Below are 26,463 nucleotides of genomic sequence, written 5' to 3' on the forward strand. Positions count from 1 at the left end.
TACTGGCTGGTCTTCGGCGGTTGTGGTAGCGCCTTATTTGCCGCAGGAATTCCTTACTTGGGAATCGGATTTGCCGGTGTGGCTTTAGCTTTTGGTTTAACGGTTTTAACTATGGCGTATGCTGTGGGACATATATCGGGTGGACATTTTAATCCGGCCGTTTCTTTTGGGCTTTGGGCCAGCGGAAGATTTTCGGCAAAAGATTTAGTGCCTTATATCATTGCGCAATGTTTGGGTGGAATAGCTGCTGCCGGAACGTTACTGTTTATTCTTTCCGGAAAAGAAGGTTTTGCTATTGATAATACCAAAGCAGGGGCTTTTGCTACTAATGGCTATGGAGCCTTTTCCCCGGATGGATATTCTATGCAAGCAGCTTTTGCGGCTGAGTTTGTATTGACGATGTTCTTCTTACTTATTATTCTCGGCGCTACCGATAAATTAGCAAACGGAAAATTTGCCGGCGTGGCCATTGGTTTGGGATTAACGTTGATTCACTTGGTTAGTATTCCAATAACGAATACTTCTGTCAATCCGGCGCGTTCCACTTCACAGGCTTTGTTTACACAAGGCGAACCGTTATCACAATTGTGGTTGTTCTGGGTAGCACCTATTGCCGGAGCTCTGGTGGGAGGTTTTATTTATAAATTGCTATTGGACAAAAAAGATACTTTGTAGTCAAATAACAAACTTATTTTAGTAAAGAGGAAAGAGTGAAACCATTCGCTTTTTTCTCTTTATTTTTGTGGAATGAATTCGCTTTTCCCAAAAGAAAAAATTGTCTTTTCGCTGCCCGACGCTGAGATGGAGTATTATCCCAATTTCTTCGATAGTATTCGAGCGGCTGAATTATTTGATAAGTTGAAGAATGAAATTCCGTGGCAGCAGGATTCCATAACGGTTTTTGGCAAAACCCATCCCCAACCGCGATTGACGGCGCTTTTTGGTAACGAAGGCAAACCATACGGATATTCCAATATCGTGATGCGACCCAATGCTTGGAATCCGTTACTGATGTATATTAAGAATGAAATTGAAGAGGTTTGCCAGGAAAACTTCACGACCGTTTTGCTCAATTATTATCGGGATGGCAAAGACAGCAATGGTTGGCATGCCGATAATGAAAAAGAACTCGGACGAAATCCTGTTATTGCTTCGGTCAGTTTTGGTGCCGAGCGCTCTTTTCATTTGCAACACAATACGATCAAAGAACATAAGTTAAAAATAACTTTAGAACACGGAAGCCTGCTCATTATGAAAGGCAGCACACAACATTTTTGGAAACATCAAATTCCGAAAACAGCCAAAATAATCGGCTCCCGAATAAATCTCACTTTCCGAATTATCAAATAGTTAGTTTTCTTATATTTGAAAGAAAAACTAATTTATGAATGAGATAATCCACTATTTTTCATCCATTCCTTCTTCGCATAGAGCCTTAATTTTAGCGGGAGGCATTGCCTTTTTTTGGTTGATTGAAACCGCCGTTCCTTTCTTTAAATTCGGCTATAACAAATGGCAACATGCCGGCCTCAATATCTTTTTTACCGTGACAACGATGATAGTCAACTTTTGTTTGGCTCTGATTTTGTTAAAAACGGCTAATTGGAGTACCGAACATCATTTTGGTATTTTGAACTGGCTGCCCGATTTTAATCCATGGTTGTATGCTATTGTTGGATTACTGCTTTTGGATTTAATCGGCGCTTACACCGTTCATGTTGTGGAGCATAAAGTCAGATTCTTGTGGCGCTTTCATTTGATTCATCACACCGATACTTATATTGATACGACTTCTGCCAACCGGCATCATCCGGGAGAAAGTGTGTTGCGGTTTATTTTTACAACACTCGGCGTTTTGATGGTAGGAAGTCCAATGTGGATGGTTTTTTTATACCAAACCTTATCCGTTGTAGCCACCCAATTCAATCATGCGAACATCGTTTTGCCCAAAAAACTGGATACTCTTTTGAGTTATTTTATCGTTTCTCCGGATATGCACAAAGTGCACCATCACTATGTTTTGCCTTATACGGATAGTAATTATGGGAATATTTTTTCGGTTTGGGACCGCTTGTTCGGTACCTTTAAAACGTTGGACAGAGATAAATTAGTATATGGCGTTGACACCCACATGAAACCCGAAGAGAATAATAAATTGTGGAATTTGTTGTCTATTCCTTTTCAAAAGTATCGTTCTCCAAATTCTTAAGATTTGAAAAAAATAGCGTGATGTTTGCAAACTAATTATTTTTTTTATTAATATTGAAATACGAATTAATCAGTTAGAATCTAAAAAAAAATGCTTTTACAGAAATGAAAAAAAGTAAACTAGCAGAGCTTGACAACGAGCAAATTGAAAGAGTTGTCAGCATGGCGCAAGAGGAAAGAAAACCTTTTGAAGTAATTAAAGAAGAATTTGGACTTACGGAAAATGAAGTAACCGAACTAATGCGCAAACGATTATCGAAACCAAATTTTGAACTTTGGAAAAAGAAAGCAGCCGGCAGTAAACCAAAGCCAAAACCTATGGTTGATGATTTTGACGATGATTTAGACAGCAAATACTACATCAAAAATAAATTTGACTAAAACTTTAACTCTTGTTCAGCAAGAGTTTTTTTATTTTATATCACCAGACCTCTTTTTATTGACACTATTTTAGTTAATCAAATCTAAAATTATAATCACGGTTGTAACTAATGGTTACTTTTGCTGACTTATTTAAAAGATAAATTTTAGCAATGAAAAAATTAATTTTAAGTGCCCTGTTCGCGATAGCTCTTTTCAATTTTAATGCAACAGCACAAAAAAAACCTGCGGTAAAGGAAGAAGTGAAAGTCGCCATTGATTTAAATCAGGTGAAAGATGATAAAGTGATGGTTACCATAACGCCGCCAGCCTTTACTTCGAATGACATTGTTTTTCATATTCCCAAAACAGTTCCAGGAACTTATTCGGCGGACAATTACGGAAAACTTGTTGATGATTTTAAGGCATTTGACAAAAGCGGAAAAGAATTAGCTGCTTCAAAAACAGATGATAATTCCTGGAAAATAAGTAACGCTAAAACATTGGCCAAAGTTACCTATTGGGTTAATGATACTTTTGATGTTGAAAGTAACGGTGGGTATGGCAAAGAAATCTTTTCGCCGGCTGGGAGTAATATTTTAGAAGGCAAAAACTTTGTTTTAAATACCCATTGTTTTATTGGTTATTTCGACAATAAAAAAGAGATTAAGTACAGTGTTACCATTCAGCACCCGGCATCACTTTTAGGGGCTACTTCTATGGTAGATCTTGATAAAAGTGACACGGTGGACAATTTTGTTACTTCACGTTATTTTGATTTAGGCGATAATCCAATCATGTATTCCAAGCCCGATTTCGAGAAATTTTCTGTTGATGGTATGGAAATTCTATTCAGTGTATATTCGCCAAGCGGCAACCATTCCGCCAAAGAGTTATTGCCTTATTTGGAAAAAACCATGCGGGCTCAAAAAGCTTTTTTGGGTGCTATCAATACCAATAAACGATATACGGTATTGCTTTATCTTACCGATGTGAAGAAAAAGGATGCTAAAGGATTTGGCGCTTTGGAACACCATACTTCTACTACAGTGGTTTTCCCGGATGTCATGCAGGCTGATGCCCTTGGAGAACAAATAAAAGATGTGGTTTCCCACGAGTTTTTCCACACGGTAACGCCATTGAGCATTCATTCTAAAGAGATCCAGTATTTTGATTATAACAATCCGAAAATGTCAAAGCATTTATGGATGTATGAAGGAGTGACAGAGTATTTCGCTAATTTATTCCAAGTCAACCAAGGACTAATTGATGCGGATGAATTTTATTTGAGAATGGTGGGCAAAATCAAAAATGCATCTACGATGAACGACACTATGCCGTTTACCGAAATGAGTGCTAATGTTTTGGTACCGCCTTATAAAGATCAATACTTAAATGTGTATGAAAAAGGAGCGCTAATCGGAATGTGTGTTGATATTATCATTCGTGAAAAGAGTAATGGTCAAAGAGGTATTTTGGATTTAATGAAAAAATTATCCAAAGAATATGGCCCTAGCAAACCTTTTAATGACGATGAGCTTTTTGCCAAAATAACAGCCTTAACGTATCCTGAGGTGGGCGAGTTCTTAAATACCTATGTAGCCGGAAAAACTCCGATTCCTTATGATGTTTATTTTGCTAAGATGGGTGTTGGCAAAGGAAAAATTCAAGTACCGCTTAATCCTTTCCTGAAAGACGAATCCACACCGTTTATAACCGTAAACCCAAAAACAAAAGAAATTGTTGTTATTCCGAGTACTGATTTGAATGATTTTATGAAAACGTTAGGTTTGAAAGGCGGCGATATTATTTTGGCAATTAATGATAAAGATTATAATCTGGATAATATTTACGACTTAATCATGGGAAGCCAGGAATGGAAGCAAGATGATGCTATTAGCGTTAAAATCAAAAGAGACGGGCAAGAGCAAACCATCAATGGAAAAGTAAAATTATCCTATACAGAAGAAGAAGGCTATAAAGTAATAGATCCTTCAAAAGAGAAATTAAACGCTGCCTGGTTAAAAGGATAAGCTGCTAAAAAATCAATTTTAAAACCTCAATTTGGGCATCAGATTGAGGTTTTTTTTAGTATTATTGCCAAAATTTATAATCATGCGCAAATCACTTATTGCTTTAGTTTCAATACTCTTTTTAGCTTCTTGTTCCGAAAAAAAATCAACTAAAAACTTTGTCTTAACCGGCAACATCAAAGGATTAAAAAACGGAACCTTATACATTCAAAGAATAAAAGACACCACATTAGTGGCCATTGATACTATAAAAATTAACGGGGATTCGCATTTTACTAGTGAATTTGATTTAAAATCCCCAGAGATGTTATACTTGTTTTTAGATCGGGGTGTTACCAATTCGGTAGATAATAACATTTCGTTTTTTGCCGAAAAAGGGAAAATGAATATAGAAACATCATTAGATTTTTTCACGGCTGATGCGACTATCACGGGTTCTAAAAACCAAGAGTTGTATGATGAATATCGAAAAGTTGTCTCGAGATATGTGGATCAGGATTTAGATTTAGTGGAGAAAAAATTCAAAGCCTATAAAGACAAAAAAGCAGCTGAGATGGCTAAAATTCAAGAGCAACAAAACAACATCTTAAAAAGAAAATACCTTTACACGACCAATTTTGCAGTTAATCACGGAGATTATGAAGTGGCTCCTTATGTAGCTTTAGCTGAGATTTCAGATATTAATATGAAATATTTAGACACTATTCAAAAACGGATGACACCAAGAGTTGCCAAGTCTTTGTATGGAAAAAAACTAAATGATTTTATTGCCGCCAGAAAAAAGGTAGAGAAATAGAACTACTTTTGTCTGTTATCTGAAACAAATGAAAGACATTCTTCTCATAACTCCACCGTTCACTCAACTCAATACACCGTATCCGGCAACGGCTTATCTGAAGGGTTTTCTGAATACCAAAAACATTTCCGCTTTTCAAATGGATTTGGGTATAGAAGTGATTCTGGAACTGTTTTCAAAGCAAGGACTCCAGACAATATTTTCCTCGCAAAACTTACCGCTTGCCACTGACAATTTACAACGCATTTATTCGTTACAGAAAGACTACATCAAAACCATTGACGCTGTTGTAGAATTTTTACAAGGCAAAAATCAAACACTGGCCCGTCAAATTTGTTCCGGTAACTTCCTGCCGGAAGCGGCTCGTTTTGAACAATTAGACGATATGGAATGGGCCTTTGGCTCGATGGGAATGCAGGACAAAGCCAAACATTTGGCGACTTTATACCTAGAGGATTTATCCGATTTCATTGTGCAAGGGGTGGATGAGAATTTTGGATTCAGTCGGTATGCAGAGCGCTTGGGAAGAAGTGCTAATTCGTTTGATGAAATGTATGATTGCCTGCAAAACAAAACGACTTATATTGATAACATCACGCTGCAGATTTTAGAGAAAAGAATCAAAGAAGTTGAACCTAAATTGGTTTGTATTTCGGTGCCGTTTCCCGGGAATTTATACAGTGCTTTTCGCTGTGCCCAGTTTGTAAAAAACCACTTTCCGAATTGTAAAGTCTCCATGGGTGGCGGTTTCCCCAACACAGAACTCCGCGATTTAAAAGATAAAAGAGTCTTCGAATTCTTTGATTTCATAACGCTTGATGACGGCGAACTGCCGGTAGAACTTTTAAATACTAAGGTTCAAAATCCGAATTCCAACGAATTTAAACGCACGTTCTTACTGGAGAATGGCAAAGTTGTTTATAAAAACAACACGATTCTATCTGATTATAAACAAACCCAAGTGGGCACTCCTGATTACTCAGATTTGTTTTTAGATAAATACATTTCAGTAATTGAAATAGCCAATCCAATGCACAGCTTGTGGAGTGATGGACGTTGGAACAAGCTTACCATGGCGCATGGTTGCTATTGGGGCAAGTGTACTTTCTGTGACATTTCTTTGGATTATATCAAATTATACGAACCTATAGCGGCCAAATTGTTAGTCGATAGGATGGAAGAGCTGATAGCACAAACCGGAGAAAACGGTTTTCATTTTGTTGATGAAGCGGCGCCACCGGCTTTGATGCGTGAGTTGGCATTGGAAATTCTTCGCCGAAAATTGACGGTTACCTGGTGGACTAACATTCGTTTTGAAAAAAGTTTTACAGCTGATTTGTGTGTTTTGTTAAAAGAATCAGGCTGTATCGCTGTTTCCGGAGGATTGGAGGTGGCTTCTGACCGCTTATTGGAATTGATTAAAAAAGGAGTTACCGTGGAGCAAGTAGCACAAGTCACCCGCAATTTTACCGAAAGTGGTATCATGGTGCATGCCTATTTAATGTATGGTTATCCTACGCAAACCATCCAGGAAACGGTGGATAGTCTGGAAATGGTTAGGCAATTGTTTGAACTGGGTATAATTCAGTCGGGGTTTTGGCATCAATTTGCGATGACGGCTCACAGTCCTGTTGGGATGTTTCCCGAAGAATTTGGTGTGATTCCGGAGAAGAATGACATTTCTTTTGCTAATAATGATATTCAATTCAAAGACAAAACCGGCATTAACCATGATAAGTTCAGTTTTGGATTAAAGAAATCCCTGTTCAATTATATGCACGGCATCTGTTTTGAGTATGATTTGCAGGAATGGTTTGACTTCAAAATTCCGAAAACCACTATTCATTCAGACTTTATTGTAACTTCTTTAGAAAAAGAAGATTTATTAGTGGCAAAGCCTTCGTCTAAAATTATTTGGCTTGGCGGAAAACCAAAAACCGATATATTTAGTAAATACAAGAAAGGCAATTCATGGGAAATGATGCAATTGCTTTTTCACGATAAAAAAGAAAGTTTAGAAATTTCCCTTGAAAAAGAAAAAGGCGAATGGTTATTAAAAATATTGGATTTGGTAACGGTTCAAAATGAAAAAACAATCACTTTTGCCCAACTCAAAACCGACTTTGAAATGCAATTTGATGATTTTGAGTTGTTTTGGTTTTCTAAATCAATGATGACTTTGAGGACTTTCGGACTCTTGGTTTTGTAAATTCACAATTGTATTTTTAGATTTAGTATTTGCTTAAGAAAATCTTAATAGGATATTAGTAGGGTTTTTTTAACGTTATTTGTTTAGCCAATATATAATTCGAAATCGCATTGGTTTGTTTCAGATGAGCTAGTAACCAATAGAAAAAAATAAAGATGAAAACACGAAGTAAGATTTTTTTAGCCCTGATTAGTATAGTTGTTATAGGTATTGTTGCTTTTCCGGCTATTAAAAATTATATGGTTAACAATATTGGGAAAAGAGATATAAAATCGGAAACCACAGCTTTTACTTTAACTTCAACTGATATTGTTGCCGAATTCACTTCGAATACAGAAGCTTCCAATAAAAAATATTTAGAAAAACCGGTAGCCGTTTCCGGAACAGTAACTTCGGTAAAGGATAAAGAAGTCATTCTGGACAATACCGTAAACTGTAATTTCCTGGTAGCCGATGCTACTCTCAAAAATGGCCAAAAAGTAACCATTAAAGGCCGAGTAGTGGGCTATGATGATCTTTTAGGAGAAGTAAAGCTGGATCAATGTAACCTATCAACCAATAAATAAAGTCAAAATGAAATTCATCAAAATTATCTCTTCTGTTCTGTTGCTTTTTGCATTTCATATCGCAAGTGCTCAGGATTTAATGAGCGAGCTCGATTCAGTGCCAAAAGAAAAACAAGCGGTTTCAGCAGCTTTTAAAGGATTACAAGTTTGTAACATGCAATCCACCAAAATGGCCGCTAAAAACGAATGGTATTTTTTAGTATCCCACCGTTTTGGCGATTTGAAAGAAGGAATTAATAATTTCTTTGGGTTTGATAATGCCTTGACCAAAATAGGCGGAATATACGGCGTAACCGATTGGTTCAATATCAGCTTATCACGTCATACCTATAATAAAACTTTTGAAGCTGCCATTAAATACCGATTGATTAGTCAAAAAGAAGCAGGTTTTCCGTTTACTATCGTTGGCTACAATACGATGGATGTAAATGGTTCAAAATTTGACAAAGATTTGTACCCGGAATTTAAACAAACCAATCGATTGGCTTATTCTACTCAATTGCTTATCTCAAGAAAATTTTCAGATGCCATTTCATTTGAATTGACACCGGTTTACATTCATAAAAATTTGTATGACCTGCAACCGGGTACTGATAAAAAAGACCAATTTGTATTAGGGATGGGCGGAAGATGTAAAGTGTCTAAACGCATCAGTTTTAATCTGGAATATGCAGCCCGCTTAAATCCGGCCGAGCACGATTATTACCACAATCCTTTAACTGCCGGTTTTGATATTGACACCGGAGGCCACGTATTTCAGTTGGTTTTCTCGAGTGCACAACCGATGAATGATATAGCGTATTTTACCAATGCTACAGGCAAATGGAACGGTGGAAGTATTTATTTTGGATTTAATTTATATAGAGTTTTTTAATACTATGAGAACAATAAAATTTAGTTTGTTAATCGCCATTGGTTCACTTTTTGCTTCGTGTGAATCTAATACTTATGCTGATATATTCGGGTATGTTGAAAACCCTACCTATGAAGCAAATATAAAACCATTAATGAATGCACAATGTGTTTCATGCCATAGCACTAATGGTACCGAATCTGGATCTCCGCTTGAAACCTATCAGGAAGTGGTAGATTATGCGGAATCTATATCCTGTCGATTGGATGGTGTTTCTTGTGGCGTGATGCCTCAAACCGGCAAATTGCCTCAAGTACAAATAGATATGTTTAATGCCTGGGTAGCCCAAGGATTAGTTCAACAATAAAAAGAATAATTATGAAAAAGATAACCATTTTAATTATAGCACTACTTATTGGAAGTTTTGCTTTCTCACAAAAAATGATTACCCGTTCGGGCGAAATAAAATTTGACGCTACTATTCCGGGTGCTACGGATGAGGTCATTGGAACCAATAAAACGGTATCCAGCATTTTTGATAAAACAACCGGAGAATTGGTTGTACAAGCCATGGTTAAATCATTCAAATTCAAAACTCCTTTGATGGAAGAGCATTTCAATGAGAATTATATGGAAAGCGATAAACTTCCAAAAGCCAGTTTCAAAGGGAAAGTAGTTAATTACGATTCAAAAACAGGAAGCTATGATGTGGAAGGCGATTTAACCATTCACGGCGTGACTAACAAAGTGAAAACCAGAGTGACCATTGCTAATGATGGTGGTAAATTGATAATTTCAGGAGCTTTCAATGTAAAGTTAGCAGACTACAAATTAGAAGTCCCGGCTTTAGCTAAAAAAACGTTGTCAGAAACGGCCAAAATCACTCTAAAATTACCATTGGAAACCAAATAATCTTCCGCATTAATACCTAAACAAAATAATTACTTATCACAATGAAAAATACCACACAAAGCTTGATAGGTTTGTTTGTAGCTCTTTTTATGTCTGCACTTATCAATGCTCAAACTCCCGGCACGCTAACATTTACCTATAATCAGCCGCAACCAACAAGTCCCTCCTTGAATCAAGGTGTTAAAAATGTCTATGCTGTTTGGATTGAAAACGGAACGGGAACTTTTATAAAAACGAAATGCAGGTACACGTCTACTTCAACAGATGATCATTTGCCAACTTGGGCCAGTAAATCGGGATGTACCAATACAACTATAGCAACAGGAACTGCTTGTAATACAACAGATGCTTCTACCGGCGCTACCAGAACAACCTCTACTAGCCCTACAGCTTTCGGAACAAAATCAGTTACTTGGGACGGAAAAAATGTTGTAGGAACCACAAATGGAACCACGGTAGTTGACGGAACCTATAAAATATGGGTGGAAAGTTCCTGGAATGATGGTGCCAATAATATCCATAATGAATTAATTGGTTTTACTTTTACCAAAGGCCCAAATGAACAAACACTTACTCCAACCGGTGACACCTATATTAACACTGTTACCTTGCACTGGTTGCCGGATGCTTTATCGGTAAATCAAAATTTAACTCAAAATCCGGTAGTGGTCATTTATCCGGTTCCTTCAACGGGGGTTTTTAATTTAGACTTGAAAAATGATGTCAAGAGTATAAAAGTTTACGATTTGTCAGGTAAAACGGTTTACAGTCAAGATATTAAACAAGCTGTAGCAAACACAACTGTCAGCATAAATCTGTCTGAAGTAAGCGATGGTAATTATATTATTAGTTTGCAAAACGATAATGGTGTTTCAAACTACGAAGTCATCGTTAATAAATAATCCAAACGAGCTATATTATCGAGCACCTACATTCAAATGGTAGGTGCTTTTTTTTATTTCGTTTTTTCCAGAATAGCATTCAAACCCTCGGTGGTGTATATCTGGAAATTACCATTTTCATCAGAGTAAATCAAGTAAGCTTGAAGTTCGGAGTGTAATTTCAAAAATTGTTTGGCTTTTTCAAGCCCCATGACCAAAACTCCGGTAGCATTGGCGTCTGAAGCGATGCATTGTTTGGAAAAAATAGAAGCGCTAAGTAAATTGTTCTTAGTTGGATAGCCCGTTTTCGGATCGATATGATGGGCGTATTTGACTCCGTTTTCAACAAAAAACCGGCGGTAATTGCCAGAAGTAGCAATCGCTAAATTTTCAAGATTTGCAATCACGTTATATGGGTTTTCCGTTTCCTTATTGTCATACGGTTGTTCAATGCCCACTTTCCAGTGTTCTCCATTTGGTTTTTTGCCATGAGCATAAACTTCGCCGCCAATTTCAACGATATAATTGTGAATTTTTTTTGAATTTAAAAACTCAGCCACAACATCAACCGAATAGCCTTGTGCAAAAGCATTAAAATCCAGCGCAACCCGAGGGTCTTTTTTAAGGATTTTATTTCCTTTGAGTTCAATTAAATCAAAGCCTACAAATTGCAGTATACTGTCGATTTTTGCTTGTTCTATTTTTTGTTTTTTTCCGGGTCCGAACCCCCAGGCATTGACTAAAGGATAAACTGTCGGGTCAAAAGCACCATTCGTATTTTTCCAGACTTCTTTGGCTTTTTTAAAACAGGCAATAAAGTATTTGTCAACGGTTACATTTTTTTGATTGGAATTGATTTTTGAAATAATAGAATTGGGAATATAAGTAGAAACGGATAAATCAAATTGTCGAAGCAAAGTATCAATCTCAGGTTGTAAATTCCTGTTTTTTGGATCAAAATAAGTGATGTGATAGGTTGTGCCTTGTGCATTTCCTTCTATTTTGACAGGCTCTTGCGAATGGCTAAAAACAGAAAATAAAAGAAAGCTGAAAAGGAGTGTTTTTTTCATGGATACTTTGTGAAAAATGATGAGTAACAAATTTACCTTTTTTATTTTCAAAATGCCCTTAAGAAACGATTAAAAGCACTCTGTTGTGGGCTTATAAATGAATGAAAATAACTACCGATATACCTTGATAACTTGTTGATTTCTTTTGTTTAATGATGGGGAAAAAGTGTTTATTTAGATTATTTTTAGAGAATTATAATTAAAATTAGAATATTGATTGAATGAAGCTAAAAAAGACATTTCCCAAAATACTTTGGTTAATAATTTCCTCGAGTATATTCTTTATCATCCTCTACTTTGCTTTGTTTTATTATACTAAAAAAGCAGAGAAATCAGTATATAACAACTCTATTGAGCAATTTGATAACGAGGTTAAGAAACTACTTGAAGTTAATTCAAAACCTATTTTAGTGGCGATAAACAATGATACCAATTGGGATGAATTTGTAAATTTTATCAAAGAAAGAAACAAAAAATGGTATGACGAATCTATTGGCAACGAGTTAAACATTTACGAGGCAGATTACTTAGGCGTTTATGATGCCAATGAAAATTTTGTTGTCCATACACCAACACCAAAAATAAAGTCAATAGATTTTATTCCGAAACCGGAAATGGACTTGCTGAAAAAAGTTGGAATCAACAAATTCTACATGAAAATCCCCGAGGGAATCATTGAGGTTACCGGGGCAGCCATCCATCCTTCAAATGATCCTTTAAAGAATAAAACTGCTACTTCCGGTTTTTTCTTTGTGGTTCGATTAATGGATGGAAAATTCATTAAAAACCTGGAGAAACTGACAGATGCCGATATCGAATTTATTGATGCCGATATGCCTTTGGTTACCGAGAAATACAAAATCAGCTCAAAATATGCTTTGAAAGATTCCAATAGTCAACTGATTGGTGAACTGTTGTTCAAAAGAAATTTTGATGTGTATTTTGAGAATACAACCAACCTGTTGTATGTCATCATCGTGGCCTTTTTTGTGAATCTGTTGGTGAATTTAATCTATACCAGAAAATTGGTTTACTATCCACTGGATTTGATTCGGAGAGTGCTGGAAACCGGTAATAAAAAAGCCATCAGAGAACTAAAGAAAACAACCGGTGAGTTCAGTTATATCGGAAATTTATTCGAAGAAAACAGCAATCAAAAGATTGAGCTAATCAAGGCCAAAATCAAAGCAGAAGAAAGTGATCGATTAAAATCTTCCTTTTTGGCTAATTTGTCACACGAAATAAGGACTCCGATGAATGCCATTAACGGTTTTACCGATTTGATTATCAACACCGATATCAATGAGACCGAAAAGCTGGAATACCTGAATGTCATTGAAAAAAGTGGTAAAAATTTGGTTTCCATTATAGACGATTTAATTGAAATGTCAAAAATTGATTCCAATCAAATTACACCTAATTTCACAGTGGTCAATTTAGAATCCTGCGTGAATGAACTTTATGAAACCGTAAAAATCACCATCAAAAACAAAGCAATCGATTTCAGTTTGGTGAAAAGTTCTGTGCCGGTTGAGTTCAATATTATAACGGATGACATTAAATTAAAGCAGGTCATTATTAATTTATTGACCAATGCAATCAAATTTACTGATGAAGGTTTTGTGACTTTCGGCTATGAAATTGATGAGGCCAATGAATTAATACACTTTACTGTCAGAGATACCGGTTTAGGCATAGACGAAGACAATCATAAAAACATTTTTGACCGTTTTAAGCGTGTCGATAGTGATATTTCTATTAAAGTTGGTGGTTTAGGTTTGGGCTTAGCCATTTCAAAAGCCTATGTGGAATTACTGGGTGGTAGCATCACATTAGAGTCTAAAGTGGGACAAGGGTCAACTTTTTACTTTTCTATTCCATTGAAATATGCCAAAGTGGAGCACATCGTAGTAAGGCCAATCAATGATGTCGAAATTACAAAATCCGGCGAAGTCGCTATTCTTATTGCGGAAGATGACAATATTAATTTCCTGCTGTTCCAAAAAATGATGCAAAAGAAAAACTTCCACATTATAAGAGCCATTAATGGTCAGGAAGCTGTGGATATCTGCCTCAATAATCCTAATATTGATTTGGTGTTAATGGATATCAAAATGCCGCTAATGAATGGTTTCGAAGCTTTGGAACAGATAAGACCGGTTCGTCCTAATTTGCCAATCATTGCCCAAACTGCTTATTCTTCCTCGGATGATAAGATTAAAATTGAAGAAGCCGGCTTTACGGATTACATCACAAAACCATTGAATAGAGAGCGCTTGTTTGAATTGATTGATAAATATTTGAATAAAGAAAATAACGATGAAGTGTAACGGGAATGTATTTATTGTAATTCTATTGCTTATTTCGGTTTCCGTGTTTTCACAAGAAAATGAGATAAAAACGGATACGGTATCTAAAGAAAAAAAACTAGAGTTGACTGTAGATATTGTCAGTCGTTATCTTTGGCGTGGCCAATGCTGGGGAGGCGATTATGTAGCAGTTCAGCCTACCATTGAATATGCAGTTACGCCTAAAATTTCCTTAGGTTTCTGGGCCACTACCAATTTCAAAGGAGATTATTTTTACCCGGATGGAGAAACGGCTTATAAAGGCTATCAGGAAATTGACTTTTATGCGACCTATCAGGTAAATGATTTTTTGCAGGTACAGCTTTGGGATTATTATTGGCCGTCCGTAAGTAAAGTGGAAGGCGTTGATAATGGCTTTTTTAATTACGGAAAAGACGGCGTGAAAACGGTAGACGCTATGTTGTATTTTGATTTTTCGGAAGGATATAAGTACCCTTTTAACGCCACAATAAGTACTTTGGTTGCCGGAAATGATTACCGTTACAATAGTGATGGCGAAAATCCGAAACAGAATTTCACCACTTATTTGGAGCTTGGTTACACTTTTACCTTATTTGAAAAATCTTCGCATAAAGCCATTCAGGGCATGGAACTTTCGCCCGTTCTTGGGGCTGTTTTAAACAACAAAGCCCAATACTATTCGTATGCCGATTATGATGAAGCTTCGTTTGTCAATATGGGAATCAAAGCAACAAAAGAAATTGATTTAGGGAAAGGAATTACAATGCCGATTTCGTTGAATTATATCCATAATGGCGCCAAGCACAATACAGAAACTTTCGGGAAAAATTTCCTCGTAGCCGGAATCAGTTTTTGCTATTAATAAAAAAGCTCCAAATTTTAGTTTGGAGCTTTTTTATTTTAAACCGGTTCGCCATAAAGGTCAAATTCGGTGGCATCTATAATTTTCACATTGACAAAATCGCCGGTTTTCACATAGAATTTGGAAGCATCTATCAGCACTTCATTGTCTACATCAGGGCTGTCAAATTCGGTTCTACCAATGAAATGTTGGCCTTCTTTTCTGTCAATAATACACTTGAATGTCTGCCCGATTTTCTCCTGATTCAAATCCCAGGAAATCTGCGATTGCAAGTCCATGATTTCGGCAGCACGCGCTTGTTTTACTTCTTCCGGAACATCGTCTTCCAATAAATAAGCATGAGTGTTTTCTTCGTGAGAGTAGGTAAAACAGCCTAATCGCTCAAATTTCATTTCCTGAACCCAGTCTCTCATGGTTTCAAAATCTTCCTGAGTTTCGCCCGGATACCCAACAATCAGAGTAGTCCTGATAGTCATGCCCGGAACGGCAGCACGGAAATCCTGCAATAGTTTTGTGGTTTTGGCTTTAGTAGTTCCTCTTCGCATGGATTTTAGAATATTGTCTGAAATATGCTGCAACGGAATATCGATGTAATTGCAAATCTTAGGTTCGCGTTTCATCAGTTCCAACACGTCCATCGGAAAACCGGTAGGGAAAGCGTAATGCAAACGAATCCATTCAATGCCTTCTACTTTTACTAAGTTTTCCAGCAACTCGGCCAGGTTTCTTTTTTTGTATAAATCTAAACCGTAGTATGTTAAATCCTGTGCGATAAGAATCAATTCTTTTACACCGTTTTTGGCTAATCCTTCCGCTTCTTTTACCAATTTTTCAATCGATTGGGAAACGTGTTTGCCACGCATAATCGGAATAGCGCAAAAACTGCACGGACGGTCACATCCTTCGGCGATTTTTAGATAAGCGTAGTTTTTTGGCGTTGTAGTTAAACGTTCGCCAAGCAATTCGTGTTTGTAATCGGCGCCCAATGCTTTTAGCAATAATGGCAATTCGGTAGTTCCAAAATATTGATCCACATTCGGAATTTCTTTTTCCAAATCAGGACGGTATCTTTCGGATAAACATCCGGTTACGAATACTTTGTCTACTAAACCTTTCTCTTTTTTATCGGCATATTCTAAAATGGTATTTACTGATTCTGCTTTGGCATTATCAATAAAACCACAAGTGTTAATCACAACAATATTGCCTTCCTGTTCATGTACCACATCCTTGCCACTGGCTTTCAATTGGCCCATCAACACTTCACTGTCGTAAGTGTTTTTGGAGCAGCCCAGGGTGATGACGTTGATTCTGTTTTTCTTTAAAGACTTAGTTCTCATAGATTTAAAATTGGAGTGCAAAACTACGCTTTTATTTCAAATTAAATTGATGGCGTGACTGTTAAAAATAAAAAAACCATCCCGGATAGCGAGATGGTTTATGTTTGAAACCGATTGATATTAAAAATTTATCGAGTAACTGATGGATATATTATTGTTGTAACGGCTTATTCTGGCGGCATCGGTCATTCCTGAGGAAATTAATGCCTGATTCATATTTCTGTGATCATAAGAATACGCTAAGTCTAATCGGCTTTCGCCAAAGTTGTAGCCAATTCCGCCCGAATACCCAGTCAAGTCGCCAAAAGGGGCATCTACTTTATAAGGACTTTGATCAAAATGATATCCGCCACGTAGTGATACTTGTTTTATTTTGTATTCCCCGCCAATTCGCACTTCGATAGCATTATCTAAGGCATTGCTCATATAGGAATTCAATTCTCTGAATGGGCTTTCATTTTTTGGTTTGAATCGGGTAGTGCTGTAATCTTTTGTGGAAACATCAACACTCAATAAACCTTTTTTACCATAAATGTAAGCCAAACTTCCTGTCCATTTTGCCGGAGTTTGGATTTTATAAGCATCATAAACGTTGGTTATTTGTGGATCTACAACATCAGTATAGCTATTGGCTCCATTGATGCTTTTTCCGATAACACGTTGTGTTAATTCGTCATTTAAGTGATACCAGGTGGGAGACTCATAAGCCAGCCCCAATCTTAATTCCGGCATAACTTTTACTATAGCACCAAGATTAAAAGAGATTCCGGAACCATAAGTGTGCAGCTCATTATCAAACTGAATAGAATACACTTTGGTAGTCGCCGGACTATCGTTGCTTTCATATAATGAAGTAGTTCGGGTATAATCGGTAAAATGCGCATTGATATTGAAACCCAAATAAAGAATGTCTTTGTATTGAGTGGCAAAATTCCCAATCAATTTACCGTTATAGCCGGTAGATGTTAAATAATTATCTTGGTAATAATGGGCGCCGGAAGGGACATTGCTAACATAAGTATTAGCCGAATTAGCATCAAATAAATAAGCTTGATAACCTAAGTATGCTTGTTGACCGTCAAAACCAAAATCGGTATAATCTAAACCGCTCAAATCCGTTTCGTTAAACCCTTGGGCAAAATTTAAAAAGTAATTATTAATTGAGTTTGATGGATTCGTTCCGGCTGAGAAAATACTGTTGCTGAAATTATTGGTATTTTCATAATTAAAGGCTACTGCTAGTTTTTTCCAGCCGTTTTTATTGTTGTTATCTGTAAATACAAAAACAACACCAGCCTGATTTAAGTCTAATGTATTATCGTTCTCATTGGTTCTGGTGCCAAAATAACTGGAACTATTCTTAGTGTTGTATATTGTTCCTGTGGCTGTGGCATAGTTATTATTGAAGAAAAGCGAACCGGCTGGGTTTTGATTTAAAGCAGATAAATCACCACCAATGGCTCCGAATGCTCCTCCCATGGCTCGGTATCGGGCAGTTCCGGTGATGTTGTCAACAGCTAACCTCAGAGCATCTTCAGGTGTCGCTTCTTGTGCTTGAATTGCCGAAAAAGAAAGTCCGGCCATTAATAATAGAAAGTTTTTTTTCATAGTAATTCTTTTATGCTATAAGTATGTAAAATACAGATTATCTTCTTCCACCTCCTGATGATCTTCCACCACCACTATAGCCTCCGCCTCCGCCACTGCTTCCTCCGCCATAAGAGCGTCCACCTCCATAATTACTTGGGGTATAGGAACGAACAGGGGCTGATTCACTTCGCACATTGCTTCTTGGTTGTTGCGGAGCATTTTGATTTTGATAGGTATTCGGTCTCGGAGTATTATAAGTATTACTTCTAACGGAATTTGTTGAGTTAGATCGCGTATTACTGAAAGTGTGATTTCTTGGTGTATTTGAAGTAAAAGAATTACCTCTTACACCATTATTGTACGAGTTTCTATAACTTCCATTTCTTGAACCATTGGCAGCATAGCCATAGCTTGAACCGCCTCTTCTACCACCGGCATGATAGTAATTGTTGTAATAATTACCACACCAGTTGTTATAACCATACCCATAGTATCCTCCGTACCAACTTGGGCCATACCAGCTATTCCAACCTATACTCCATGAAGGGCCGTACCAACTGTTCCAACCCCAGCCCCATGATGGACCATACCAACTATTGCCCCAATAACCACCATACCAATAATTATTCCAGTAACCATATCCCCAGTTGCTGTCATAAACATTTACGGTTACCGTTTGAGGATTACTTCCCCAACCTGAATTATTGTTATTCGCATTATAATTTTGGGTTTTGTTGATAGTGTCGTTGTTTACAGTGCTATAGTTGTCAACATCTGTAACTATTTCAGGGTTTTTATTTAAATCACTGAAGTATTCCTGATATTTGTTGCTTTGACTATTGTCATTCGAAGTAGTTTGTCTTTTATTGTCTCCGGAATTTCCATAAACGCCATCTCCGTCGTAGTAAGAACTGTTTTGATAAGACCCACATGAGGTAATGGCAAAGGCAAGAAATCCAAATAGTGAATAAATGGATACTCTTTTGCTGCGTAAATAATAAGTTTTCATATCTATAGCATTTTTATTGTTGGACTATACAAAAATAGTTAGTTTTGCTGAACTATTTAGTTAAAAAAAGTTAAACAATTTTTATGCCAAACTATTCATTATGAGTAAGAACTTAACAAAGAGAGCAGAAGACTATTCCAAATGGTATAACGAACTGGTTGTCAAGGCTGATTTAGCCGAGAATTCAGGGGTTAGAGGCTGTATGGTTATCAAACCGTATGGCTATGCAATTTGGGAAAAAATGCAAGCAGAATTAGACAGAATGTTCAAAGAAACCGGACACAGCAATGCCTATTTTCCTCTTTTTGTACCCAAAAGCATGTTTGAAGCCGAAGAAAAGAATGCCGAAGGCTTCGCCAAAGAATGCGCCGTGGTTACTCATTACCGTTTGAAAAATGACGAATCCCGACCAGGAAAGCTGATGGTGGACCCTAATGCTAAACTGGAAGAAGAATTGATTGTTCGCCCTACGTCGGAAGCTATTATCTGGTCAACATATAAAAATTGGGTACAATCGTATAGAGATTTGCCTTTGCTTATTAATCAATGGGCCAATGTGGTTCGTTGGGAAATGAGAACAAGATTGTTTTTAAGAACTGCCGAATTTTTATGGCAGGAAGGACATACCGCTCATGCCACTAAGGCAGAAGCTATCGAAGAGTCTGAAAAAATGATGCATGTTTATGCAGAGTTTGCTGAAAACTTTATGGCTATTCCGGTAATCAAAGGGTTGAAAACAGAATCTGAGCGTTTTGCCGGCGCCGAAGAAACCTATTGCATTGAAGCTTTAATGCAGGATGGGAAAGCACTTCAAGCCGGAACTTCGCATTTCTTGGGACAGAATTTTGCCGAAGCTTTTGATGTGAAATTTGCCAATCAGGAAGGGAAGCAAGAATTTGTTTGGGGAACTTCATGGGGTGTATCAACTCGTTTGATGGGAGCTTTGGTAATGACCCATTCCGATGATAACGGATTGGTTTTGCCACCTAATTTAGCGCCTATTCAGGTTGTAATTGTGCCGATTTTCAAAACAGATGAAGAATTCAATCAGATATCGGTTGTCGCTAATGAATTAGTGGTTCAGTTTAAAAAACTGGGTATTCCAGTTAAGTTTGATAACCGAACAACTCAGAAACCTGGATTCAAATTTGCCGAATGGGAATTGAAAGGGGTTCCGGTTCGAATTGCGATTGGCCCTAAAGATTTAGAAAACGGTACTTTCGAAGTAGCTCGACGCGATACGCTGACCAAAGAAGTGGTTTCAAGTGATGGAGCGGTAAATTACATTGCCGATTTATTGGAACAAATTCAGAAAGATTTATTCAATCGTGCCTTGGAATATAGAAATACGCATATAACAGAAGTTAATTCGTTTGAGGAATTTAAGGATGTTTTGGAAAATAAAACCGGATTTATCTCAGCCCATTGGGATGGGACTCCGGAAACCGAAGAAAAAATCAAGGATTTGACCAAAGCAACCATTCGTTGCATACCATTAGACCGCGTAGAGGAGGAAGGAAAATGTGTTTTTTCAGGAAGCAAATCTACTGGCAGAGTGCTGTTTGCAAAAGCCTATTAAGAAAAATTCAGAAAAAAATAGTTGCACCCTTGCGGGATTGAAAAATAGTTGTATTTTTGCAACCGCATTTTTAAGCAAAGATGGCCCGTTCGTCTATCGGTTAGGACGCCAGGTTTTCATCCTGGTAAGAGGGGTTCGATTCCCCTACGGGCTACAAAATATTAAAGCTTAAAAACGGCCCGTTCGTCTATCGGTTAGGACGCCAGGTTTTCATCCTGGTAAGAGGGGTTCGATTCCCCTACGGGCTACAAATTAGTTGTAAATTAGTTTTATAAAACAAGCGTTCAGTGTCTCGAATTTTTGTTTTATTAGTTAAAACCAAAGTGATTATTTTAATTGTGGGAGGTTTTTCTTTTTTAACTAAATAGTTTATTATTAATTACAATTAAATTACAAGAAAATGGCAAATCATAAGTCAGCTTTAAAAAGAATCAGAAGCAACGAAAAGAAAAGAGTGTTGAATAGATACCAACACAAAACAACCCGTAATGCTATCAAAGCATTGAGATTGGCTACAGATAAATCAGATGCTTCTGCAAAATTATCTACAGTTATCTCTATGATTGACAAATTAGCGAAGAAAAATATCATTCATGATAACAAAGCAGCTAACTTAAAATCTAAATTAACAAAACACGTTTCGAAGTTATAATTCAACTTGTTTTAAGATATTAAAAAAAGCACTCGATTTCGGGTGCTTTTTTTTGTTTTGCTTTTATTGGTGTTTGGATTTCAAACTTTCCATCATTTCTTTTGTTATGGGTTTTGACATAAAGTCTATAACGATAGGGTAGTTCTTGGTTTGATTTACATCATGCGGATCAATGGTTGAAGAAAGTACAATGAATTTGGCTTCTTTAAAAAGGTCTTGATAGCCACATTGAAGGTAGGTGTCCAGAAATTCCCAACCATTCATTATAGGCATGTTTAAATCGAGCAGCGTTAATTTAGGATAGGATATACTAGCGCCTGCTTTTTGTTTCTCCGCCAAATCATGAAAGTATTGGATGGCTTCTTCGCCATTTTGTGCGGTGACTATTTCTTTTGCAAATTCAGCCCGCTCAATTACTTTTTTACAAAGCATTAGCGTTATGGAATCATCATCTACACAAAAAATTTTATCTAGCATTTATTTAACTGTTTTTAAAAATAATAGTAAAGGTGGTTCCTTTTCCCACTTCACTTACTACGGTTATGGTTCCTTCCATGGCTTCTACCTGAGATTTTACAAGATATAATCCTAAACCTTTACTGTCCGGATGATTGTGAAAACGTTGGTACAAACCAAAAATTTTATCTCTGTTTCTTTCTAAATCGATACCGATTCCATTGTCTTTGAATGTTAAAATCAAATTATCATCTACTACTTGAGATGAAATGTTGACTCTCAATTGTCTGGTGGTGGCTCTGTATTTGATTGAGTTCGTGAGTAAATTTAGAAAAATACTTTCTAAATAAGACTTATTGATATTTAAAATTGTCACTTCTTCTAAATCTATTTTTAAAATAGGTTTGTGCAGGCTGATTAGGAAGCTCAGCTGGTTGAAAACATTTTCAAAAACTTCTTTAATGAGTACTTTCTCTTTCTGAATGGACGGATTATCTTTAATAATAACCACTTTTACCAAGTCATTAATAGTTTCATTCAGCAAATGCGTTGATTTGGTAAAGCCATTGATGATTTCTTTTAACTCCTGGTCTTCTATGGTCATGTCATCCAAAAGATTCAATAGCCCGGTCAAATTGGATAATGGCGCTCTTAAGTTGTGAGAAGTGATGTAGGAGAACTGTTTTAAATCCTTATTGTTTTGGGTTAATTCCCGAATAAGTTGTTCTCTTTCCTTTTGCTTTTCTTTTTCTTCAGTGACATCTCTTTGAATCGAAATCCAGTGGGAATGCTCGCCATCTTTGTTGGTTACCGGAATCATAGAGAAATTTACCCAAAACTCTTCGCCACTTTTTTTGTAGCTAATCATTTCGATAAAACACTCTTTGTATTCCTGAATGGCGGTTTTTAATTTGTCAAATTCTAAAATATCCGATTTCTGTCCAAAAAACAATACCGGTGATTTACCAATAACCTCCTCAGCCGGATAACCGGTCATGTCTGTAAAGGCAGAGTTGACGAAGATAATATTCGGAATGACATTTTCGGTAGTGTCAATATCGGTAATCATTACAGCGTCTTTGGTTTGTGTAATTACCGTTTCCAGTAATCGAAGTCGTTGTTCTTCCTCTTTTTGTTTGGTAACATCCTGAATAGCTCCAATCATTCGGATAGGCTTTCCGTCTTTATCTTTTACTAAAAATCCCCTGTCAAAAACATATTTATAAGTACCGTCAGCACATTTGAAACGGTATTCATCCTGCCATTTTTCTGTTTTTTGTTCCAAAAAGGAATATAACTTCACCGACATTTTTAAACTGTCTTCCGGATGGATTCGATCAAACCACCATTTGGAGGTTTTGCCCACATCTTCTTTCTTGTAACCAAAAACACCTTGTATTCCTTTGTTCCATACAAAACTGTCGCTTTCAATTTTCCAATCCCAAATCGTATCACTGGTAGCTTTGGCCACAATGTCGTATCGTTCGTTCGATTCGATAATCTCGTTGTTGATTACTTGCAGTTTCTGAAAAACCGATTTGTTTTTTAAATCATTTCGAAACAAAATGAACTTGAAAACAATTCCGGAAAAAAGAATAAGTACCAAATCCTCAATATAATAGTACTTGTGTAGGGTTTCAGAAGAAGAATTTGAAGAATAATTTAGTACCACTTTGTGACCTACGACAGCCACAAACATTAATATAAGGACGTATGTTAATGTTATTTTATTGGAATTATTTTTCATTACTCCAAATATATATATTTTCAAATAAGTTTTAAAATTTAAGCAAAAACTTATTAAAGATTTTATAAACTTTCGGGCTGATTTTAATAAAGTGTAAACTAATTTGTTATTGGTTTTTTATCTGAAAATAAAGTGTACCTTTGCACCCACAAAAAAGCACACATGGAATCTATTAGAAACATTGCAATTATTGCCCACGTTGACCACGGTAAAACAACATTGGTTGACAAAATTATGTATCACTGTCAGTTATTTCGTGAAAACGAGAATACCGGTGATTTAATTCTGGATAACAATGACTTAGAGCGTGAAAGAGGAATTACGATTACTTCTAAAAACGTTTCAGTTGTTTACAAAGGAACCAAAATCAATATTATCGATACTCCGGGTCACGCCGATTTTGGTGGTGAAGTAGAAAGAGTATTGAACATGGCTGATGGAGTTTGTTTGTTGGTTGATGCCTTTGAAGGACCAATGCCACAAACGCGTTTCGTGTTGCAAAAAGCCATCGATTTAGGTTTAAAACCTTGCGTGGTTATCAATAAAGTAGATAAGGAAAACTGTACTCCGGAAGAAGTACACGAAAAAGTATTCGACTTAATGTTTGAATTAGGTGCTGAAGAATGGCAGTTGGATTTCCCAACCGTTTACGGTTCGGCTAAAAACAACTGGATGTCTGATGATTTCAGAAATCAAACAGAAAATATCGAGCCATTATTGGATATGGTTGTTGAACATGTACCAGCGCCAAAAGTATCTGTAGGAACACCTCAAATGTTGATTACATCGTTAGATTTCTCAGCATTTACAGGACGTATTGCTATTGGTCGTTTGGAAAGAGGTGTTTTGAAAGAAGGAATGCCTATTTCTTTGGTAAAAAGAGATGGTACTGTAACAAAATCCAGAATTAAAGAACTACATACTTTTGAAGGTCTTGGCCGTAAAAAAGTAACAGAAGTAATTGCCGGAGATATTTGTGCAATTGTTGGCGTAGAAGGTTTTGAAATTGGTGATACAATCGCCGATCATGAAAACCCAGAAGGTTTAGCATCTATTGCTATTGATGAGCCAACAATGAGTATGTTGTTTACCATTAATGACTCTCCTTTCTTTGGTAAAGAAGGTAAATTTGTAACATCACGTCACATCAGAGATCGTCTGACCAAAGAATTAGAGAAAAACTTAGCGATGAAATTAGGTGAAACTGATTCAGCGGATAAATTCATGGTTTTTGGTCGTGGAGTTCTTCACTTATCGGTTTTGATTGAAACCATGAGAAGAGAAGGTTACGAATTGCAAATTGGGCAACCACAGGTTATCATCAAGGAAATTGATGGTCAAAAGTGTGAGCCAATTGAAGAATTGACTATCGATTTGCCAGAAACACTTTCAGGTAGAGCAGTAGAGTTTGTTACTGTTAGAAAAGGAGAAATGCTTTCTATGGAAACTAAAGGGGAACGTATGATTATCAAATTTAATATTCCATCTCGTGGAATTATTGGATTGCGTAACCAATTGCTTACTGCTACAGCTGGTGAGGCTATTATGGCGCACCGTTTCATTGGATATGAGCCTTACAAAGGTGAAATTGCTGGACGTAACAAAGGTTCATTAATTTCTATGGAAAAAGGAAAAGCTATCCCTTATTCTATCGATAAATTACAAGATCGTGGTAAGTTTTTTGTTGAACCAAATGCCGAAATTTACGAAGGTCAGGTAATTGGAGAAAACTCACGTGGTGATGATATGAGTGTAAACGTAACTAAAGAGAAAAAACAGTCTAACGTTCGTTCGTCAGGTAATGATGAAAAAGCAAGGATAATCCCTCCGATTATTTTCTCATTAGAAGAAGCGTTGGAGTACATTCAAAAAGACGAATATGTAGAGGTTACGCCAAAATCTATTCGTTTGAGAAAAATCTATCTAAACGAAAATGATAGAAAACGCAATAAAATATAAATTGTATTTACCATAAAAAGAAACCCTTTCAGCAATGAGAGGGTTTTTTGTTAGGAGCTGTTTCCAGCTGTCCACTATATCTTTTGCGCCGGAAAACCAGCACAAAAGGATGCCGTTCCCATCTGGGCTATGGCTTTATTTTCCCAACAAAAACTGCAACGGAATGTCAAGTCTTTCACGCCAAGCCGCTTCTGAGTGGTCTTTTCCCGGGAAGAACTTGGTCACCCAGTTGGTGGCTCTATAGCCTTTGGCTTCCATAATACCATCTACTTTTCGCTGCAAGTTGCGATACAAAGCATCTAATGTTTGGTCGCCATAGTCAAAGTAAATTTTATGATTTTTGGGGTCGGGTAAATGTGTTTTTAGATAAGCATAAAACGTCTCCGGAATAGGATTGTTCTCCAGTTGATAAATACCCGTCCAATGAGTTGACAAGCACGCCGCACCACCAAATACTTTCGGGTATTCACAAATCGCATACAGCGAAATCAAACCTCCCATACTCGAACCGGCTATAAAAGTATTAGCACTGTCGGTTTTGGTCGAAAAGGTTTTATCAATAAAAGGTTTTAGTTCCGTTACCAAAAATTTCAAATAATTATCGGAAGTAACGTTGAAGTTTGTTCCAATAATACCTCTTTCAATCAAATTATTGGAAACAAATTGTTGCTGCTCAGCAGTTAGTTTCTCATAAGCCTTTTGCGGAAAATATTCGCCGTGCCGTTTCAAACCATTGTTCCAAATGCCCACTACTATGAATTTTTTGGTTTTGGCAGCAGCTATTAATTTTCCGGCAGTTTCATCTACTTCCCAAACATGTTTGTTCCAGGATAAGTCTTCGTCAAAAAGCATTTGCCCATCGTGCATATACAAAACAGCATATTTTTCTTTTTCAGAATAGCCATCAGGCAACCAAACATCCACATTTCGGGCATCCACAAATTCGGAACTGAAGTTTTCAAAACGTTTTATACTGCCCGAAGTCACTTTGATTTGTGCTGTAGAAATCATACTAATTGCTATAAATATCAGAGTTGAAAAAGATTTCATG

The 26,463-nt window shown here is 36.8% G+C and carries 24 protein-coding genes and 2 tRNA genes; 19 read left to right on the top strand and 7 right to left on the bottom strand.

Annotated features, from left to right (window positions below):
• From aqpZ to V7D82_RS07385, 12 genes are all read left to right on the top strand, one after another.
• On the top strand, nucleotides 1–675 hold a 675-nt coding region (gene aqpZ, locus V7D82_RS07330), incomplete at its 5' end, for an aquaporin Z (protein ID WP_333600330.1).
• A gap of 72 nt (nucleotides 676–747) precedes the next feature.
• A complete protein-coding gene (locus tag V7D82_RS07335) occupies nucleotides 748–1,350 on the top strand; it encodes an alpha-ketoglutarate-dependent dioxygenase AlkB family protein (protein ID WP_333600331.1) in 603 nt (200 codons plus the stop codon).
• A gap of 34 nt (nucleotides 1,351–1,384) precedes the next feature.
• On the top strand, nucleotides 1,385–2,209 hold the full coding sequence (locus V7D82_RS07340; RefSeq protein ID WP_333600332.1) for a sterol desaturase family protein: 825 nt from the start codon (nucleotides 1,385–1,387) through the stop codon (nucleotides 2,207–2,209).
• A 104-nt stretch (nucleotides 2,210–2,313) separates the two neighbouring features.
• Nucleotides 2,314–2,589 carry a TIGR03643 family protein gene (locus V7D82_RS07345; RefSeq protein ID WP_333600333.1) on the top strand — a complete coding sequence of 92 codons (276 nt, stop codon included), beginning with the start codon at nucleotides 2,314–2,316 and terminating at the stop codon, nucleotides 2,587–2,589.
• A gap of 152 nt (nucleotides 2,590–2,741) precedes the next feature.
• Nucleotides 2,742–4,601 carry a M61 family metallopeptidase gene (locus V7D82_RS07350; protein WP_333600334.1) on the top strand — a complete coding sequence of 620 codons (1,860 nt, stop codon included), beginning with the start codon at nucleotides 2,742–2,744 and terminating at the stop codon, nucleotides 4,599–4,601.
• Nucleotides 4,602–4,683: 82 nt separating this feature from the next.
• Nucleotides 4,684–5,397 carry a DUF4369 domain-containing protein gene (locus V7D82_RS07355; RefSeq protein ID WP_333600335.1) on the top strand — a complete coding sequence of 238 codons (714 nt, stop codon included), beginning with the start codon at nucleotides 4,684–4,686 and terminating at the stop codon, nucleotides 5,395–5,397.
• Nucleotides 5,398–5,425: 28 nt separating this feature from the next.
• Entirely contained in the window at nucleotides 5,426–7,606 is a 2,181-nt protein-coding gene (locus V7D82_RS07360; protein ID WP_333600336.1) for a B12-binding domain-containing radical SAM protein, read from the top strand.
• A gap of 155 nt (nucleotides 7,607–7,761) precedes the next feature.
• Nucleotides 7,762–8,172, top strand: a complete 411-nt coding sequence (locus V7D82_RS07365) for an OB-fold protein (RefSeq protein WP_333600337.1) — start codon at nucleotides 7,762–7,764, stop codon at nucleotides 8,170–8,172.
• 7 nt (nucleotides 8,173–8,179) lie between these two features.
• Nucleotides 8,180–9,046, top strand: coding sequence for a DUF5777 family beta-barrel protein (locus tag V7D82_RS07370; RefSeq protein ID WP_333600338.1), 867 nt, complete (start codon nucleotides 8,180–8,182; stop codon nucleotides 9,044–9,046).
• A 4-nt stretch (nucleotides 9,047–9,050) separates the two neighbouring features.
• A complete protein-coding gene (locus tag V7D82_RS07375) occupies nucleotides 9,051–9,392 on the top strand; it encodes a hypothetical protein (protein ID WP_333600339.1) in 342 nt (113 codons plus the stop codon).
• Nucleotides 9,393–9,403: 11 nt separating this feature from the next.
• On the top strand, nucleotides 9,404–9,937 hold the full coding sequence (locus V7D82_RS07380) for a YceI family protein (protein ID WP_333600340.1): 534 nt from the start codon (nucleotides 9,404–9,406) through the stop codon (nucleotides 9,935–9,937).
• 41 nt (nucleotides 9,938–9,978) lie between these two features.
• Nucleotides 9,979–10,839, top strand: coding sequence for a T9SS type A sorting domain-containing protein (locus V7D82_RS07385; RefSeq protein WP_333600341.1), 861 nt, complete (start codon nucleotides 9,979–9,981; stop codon nucleotides 10,837–10,839).
• A gap of 53 nt (nucleotides 10,840–10,892) precedes the next feature.
• Here V7D82_RS07385 and V7D82_RS07390 read toward each other — a convergent pair whose 3' ends face one another.
• Nucleotides 10,893–11,888, bottom strand: coding sequence for an FAD:protein FMN transferase (locus V7D82_RS07390; protein WP_333600342.1), 996 nt, complete (start codon nucleotides 11,886–11,888; stop codon nucleotides 10,893–10,895).
• A gap of 221 nt (nucleotides 11,889–12,109) precedes the next feature.
• Here V7D82_RS07390 and V7D82_RS07395 point away from each other — a divergent pair, with 221 nt between their 5' ends.
• Nucleotides 12,110–14,218 carry an ATP-binding protein gene (locus V7D82_RS07395; protein ID WP_333600343.1) on the top strand — a complete coding sequence of 703 codons (2,109 nt, stop codon included), beginning with the start codon at nucleotides 12,110–12,112 and terminating at the stop codon, nucleotides 14,216–14,218.
• A complete protein-coding gene (locus V7D82_RS07400) occupies nucleotides 14,208–15,080 on the top strand; it encodes a hypothetical protein (RefSeq protein ID WP_333600344.1) in 873 nt (290 codons plus the stop codon). Before V7D82_RS07395 ends, V7D82_RS07400 begins: the two co-directional genes overlap by 11 nt.
• A gap of 38 nt (nucleotides 15,081–15,118) precedes the next feature.
• Here the strand turns inward: V7D82_RS07400 and rimO are convergent, their stop codons facing one another.
• The 3 genes from rimO to V7D82_RS07415 all read right to left on the bottom strand — a co-directional run bounded on the left by rimO (nucleotide 15,119) and on the right by V7D82_RS07415 (nucleotide 19,019).
• Nucleotides 15,119–16,420 carry a 30S ribosomal protein S12 methylthiotransferase RimO gene (gene rimO / locus V7D82_RS07405; RefSeq protein WP_333600345.1) on the bottom strand — a complete coding sequence of 434 codons (1,302 nt, stop codon included), beginning with the start codon at nucleotides 16,418–16,420 and terminating at the stop codon, nucleotides 15,119–15,121.
• Between the two features lie 120 nt (nucleotides 16,421–16,540).
• The gene (locus tag V7D82_RS07410) at nucleotides 16,541–18,028 is read right to left on the bottom strand and encodes an OmpP1/FadL family transporter (protein ID WP_333600346.1); all 1,488 of its coding nucleotides are present in this window, start codon (nucleotides 18,026–18,028) and stop codon (nucleotides 16,541–16,543) included.
• A 37-nt stretch (nucleotides 18,029–18,065) separates the two neighbouring features.
• On the bottom strand, nucleotides 18,066–19,019 hold the full coding sequence (locus V7D82_RS07415; protein WP_333600347.1) for a hypothetical protein: 954 nt from the start codon (nucleotides 19,017–19,019) through the stop codon (nucleotides 18,066–18,068).
• A 100-nt stretch (nucleotides 19,020–19,119) separates the two neighbouring features.
• On the opposite strand from V7D82_RS07415, the gene proS reads away from it, so the two are divergent.
• The 4 genes from proS (at nucleotide 19,120) to rpsT (ending at nucleotide 21,250) form a co-directional block, all read left to right on the top strand.
• Nucleotides 19,120–20,598: a proline--tRNA ligase gene (proS, locus tag V7D82_RS07420; RefSeq protein WP_333600348.1), complete on the top strand. Its 1,479-nt coding sequence runs from the start codon at nucleotides 19,120–19,122 to the stop codon at nucleotides 20,596–20,598.
• Between the two features lie 82 nt (nucleotides 20,599–20,680).
• Nucleotides 20,681–20,752: transfer RNA gene (locus tag V7D82_RS07425), tRNA-Glu, on the top strand.
• Nucleotides 20,753–20,774: 22 nt separating this feature from the next.
• Nucleotides 20,775–20,846, top strand: a tRNA-Glu gene (locus V7D82_RS07430).
• 152 nt (nucleotides 20,847–20,998) lie between these two features.
• A complete protein-coding gene (rpsT, locus tag V7D82_RS07435) occupies nucleotides 20,999–21,250 on the top strand; it encodes a 30S ribosomal protein S20 (RefSeq protein WP_333600349.1) in 252 nt (83 codons plus the stop codon).
• Between the two features lie 63 nt (nucleotides 21,251–21,313).
• Here the strand turns inward: rpsT and V7D82_RS07440 are convergent, their stop codons facing one another.
• Nucleotides 21,314–21,727, bottom strand: a complete 414-nt coding sequence (locus V7D82_RS07440; RefSeq protein ID WP_333600350.1) for a response regulator — start codon at nucleotides 21,725–21,727, stop codon at nucleotides 21,314–21,316.
• 4 nt (nucleotides 21,728–21,731) lie between these two features.
• Nucleotides 21,732–23,453, bottom strand: coding sequence for a PAS domain-containing sensor histidine kinase (locus tag V7D82_RS07445; RefSeq protein WP_333600351.1), 1,722 nt, complete (start codon nucleotides 23,451–23,453; stop codon nucleotides 21,732–21,734).
• 162 nt (nucleotides 23,454–23,615) lie between these two features.
• Between V7D82_RS07445 and typA the strand changes: the two genes are divergently transcribed.
• Nucleotides 23,616–25,412: a translational GTPase TypA gene (gene typA, locus V7D82_RS07450; protein ID WP_333600352.1), complete on the top strand. Its 1,797-nt coding sequence runs from the start codon at nucleotides 23,616–23,618 to the stop codon at nucleotides 25,410–25,412.
• A 135-nt stretch (nucleotides 25,413–25,547) separates the two neighbouring features.
• On the opposite strand, the gene V7D82_RS07455 is transcribed toward typA, so the two are convergent.
• Nucleotides 25,548–26,462: an alpha/beta hydrolase gene (locus V7D82_RS07455; RefSeq protein WP_333600353.1), complete on the bottom strand. Its 915-nt coding sequence runs from the start codon at nucleotides 26,460–26,462 to the stop codon at nucleotides 25,548–25,550.
• Nucleotide 26,463 lies beyond the last annotated feature (1 nt).

This window comes from Flavobacterium sp. (assembly GCF_036741995.1).
GTDB lineage: Bacteria > Bacteroidota > Bacteroidia > Flavobacteriales > Flavobacteriaceae > Flavobacterium.

Excerpts from the sequence above, each read along its gene's own strand:
- V7D82_RS07335 (WP_333600331.1), top strand. The coding sequence starts at position 748 with ATGAATTCGCTTTTCCCAAAAGAAAAAATTGTCTTTTCGCTGCCCGAC.
- V7D82_RS07340 (WP_333600332.1), top strand. The coding sequence starts at position 1,385 with ATGAATGAGATAATCCACTATTTTTCATCCATTCCTTCTTCGCATAGA.
- V7D82_RS07345 (WP_333600333.1), top strand. The coding sequence starts at position 2,314 with ATGAAAAAAAGTAAACTAGCAGAGCTTGACAACGAGCAAATTGAAAGA.
- V7D82_RS07350 (WP_333600334.1), top strand. The coding sequence starts at position 2,742 with ATGAAAAAATTAATTTTAAGTGCCCTGTTCGCGATAGCTCTTTTCAAT.
- V7D82_RS07355 (WP_333600335.1), top strand. The coding sequence starts at position 4,684 with ATGCGCAAATCACTTATTGCTTTAGTTTCAATACTCTTTTTAGCTTCT.
- V7D82_RS07360 (WP_333600336.1), top strand. The coding sequence starts at position 5,426 with ATGAAAGACATTCTTCTCATAACTCCACCGTTCACTCAACTCAATACA.
- V7D82_RS07365 (WP_333600337.1), top strand. The coding sequence starts at position 7,762 with ATGAAAACACGAAGTAAGATTTTTTTAGCCCTGATTAGTATAGTTGTT.
- V7D82_RS07370 (WP_333600338.1), top strand. The coding sequence starts at position 8,180 with ATGAAATTCATCAAAATTATCTCTTCTGTTCTGTTGCTTTTTGCATTT.
- V7D82_RS07375 (WP_333600339.1), top strand. The coding sequence starts at position 9,051 with ATGAGAACAATAAAATTTAGTTTGTTAATCGCCATTGGTTCACTTTTT.
- V7D82_RS07380 (WP_333600340.1), top strand. The coding sequence starts at position 9,404 with ATGAAAAAGATAACCATTTTAATTATAGCACTACTTATTGGAAGTTTT.
- V7D82_RS07385 (WP_333600341.1), top strand. The coding sequence starts at position 9,979 with ATGAAAAATACCACACAAAGCTTGATAGGTTTGTTTGTAGCTCTTTTT.
- V7D82_RS07390 (WP_333600342.1), bottom strand. The coding sequence starts at position 11,888 with ATGAAAAAAACACTCCTTTTCAGCTTTCTTTTATTTTCTGTTTTTAGC.
- V7D82_RS07395 (WP_333600343.1), top strand. The coding sequence starts at position 12,110 with ATGAAGCTAAAAAAGACATTTCCCAAAATACTTTGGTTAATAATTTCC.
- V7D82_RS07400 (WP_333600344.1), top strand. The coding sequence starts at position 14,208 with ATGAAGTGTAACGGGAATGTATTTATTGTAATTCTATTGCTTATTTCG.
- rimO (WP_333600345.1), bottom strand. The coding sequence starts at position 16,420 with ATGAGAACTAAGTCTTTAAAGAAAAACAGAATCAACGTCATCACCCTG.
- V7D82_RS07410 (WP_333600346.1), bottom strand. The coding sequence starts at position 18,028 with ATGAAAAAAAACTTTCTATTATTAATGGCCGGACTTTCTTTTTCGGCA.
- V7D82_RS07415 (WP_333600347.1), bottom strand. The coding sequence starts at position 19,019 with ATGAAAACTTATTATTTACGCAGCAAAAGAGTATCCATTTATTCACTA.
- proS (WP_333600348.1), top strand. The coding sequence starts at position 19,120 with ATGAGTAAGAACTTAACAAAGAGAGCAGAAGACTATTCCAAATGGTAT.
- rpsT (WP_333600349.1), top strand. The coding sequence starts at position 20,999 with ATGGCAAATCATAAGTCAGCTTTAAAAAGAATCAGAAGCAACGAAAAG.
- V7D82_RS07440 (WP_333600350.1), bottom strand. The coding sequence starts at position 21,727 with ATGCTAGATAAAATTTTTTGTGTAGATGATGATTCCATAACGCTAATG.
- V7D82_RS07445 (WP_333600351.1), bottom strand. The coding sequence starts at position 23,453 with ATGAAAAATAATTCCAATAAAATAACATTAACATACGTCCTTATATTA.
- typA (WP_333600352.1), top strand. The coding sequence starts at position 23,616 with ATGGAATCTATTAGAAACATTGCAATTATTGCCCACGTTGACCACGGT.
- V7D82_RS07455 (WP_333600353.1), bottom strand. The coding sequence starts at position 26,462 with ATGAAATCTTTTTCAACTCTGATATTTATAGCAATTAGTATGATTTCT.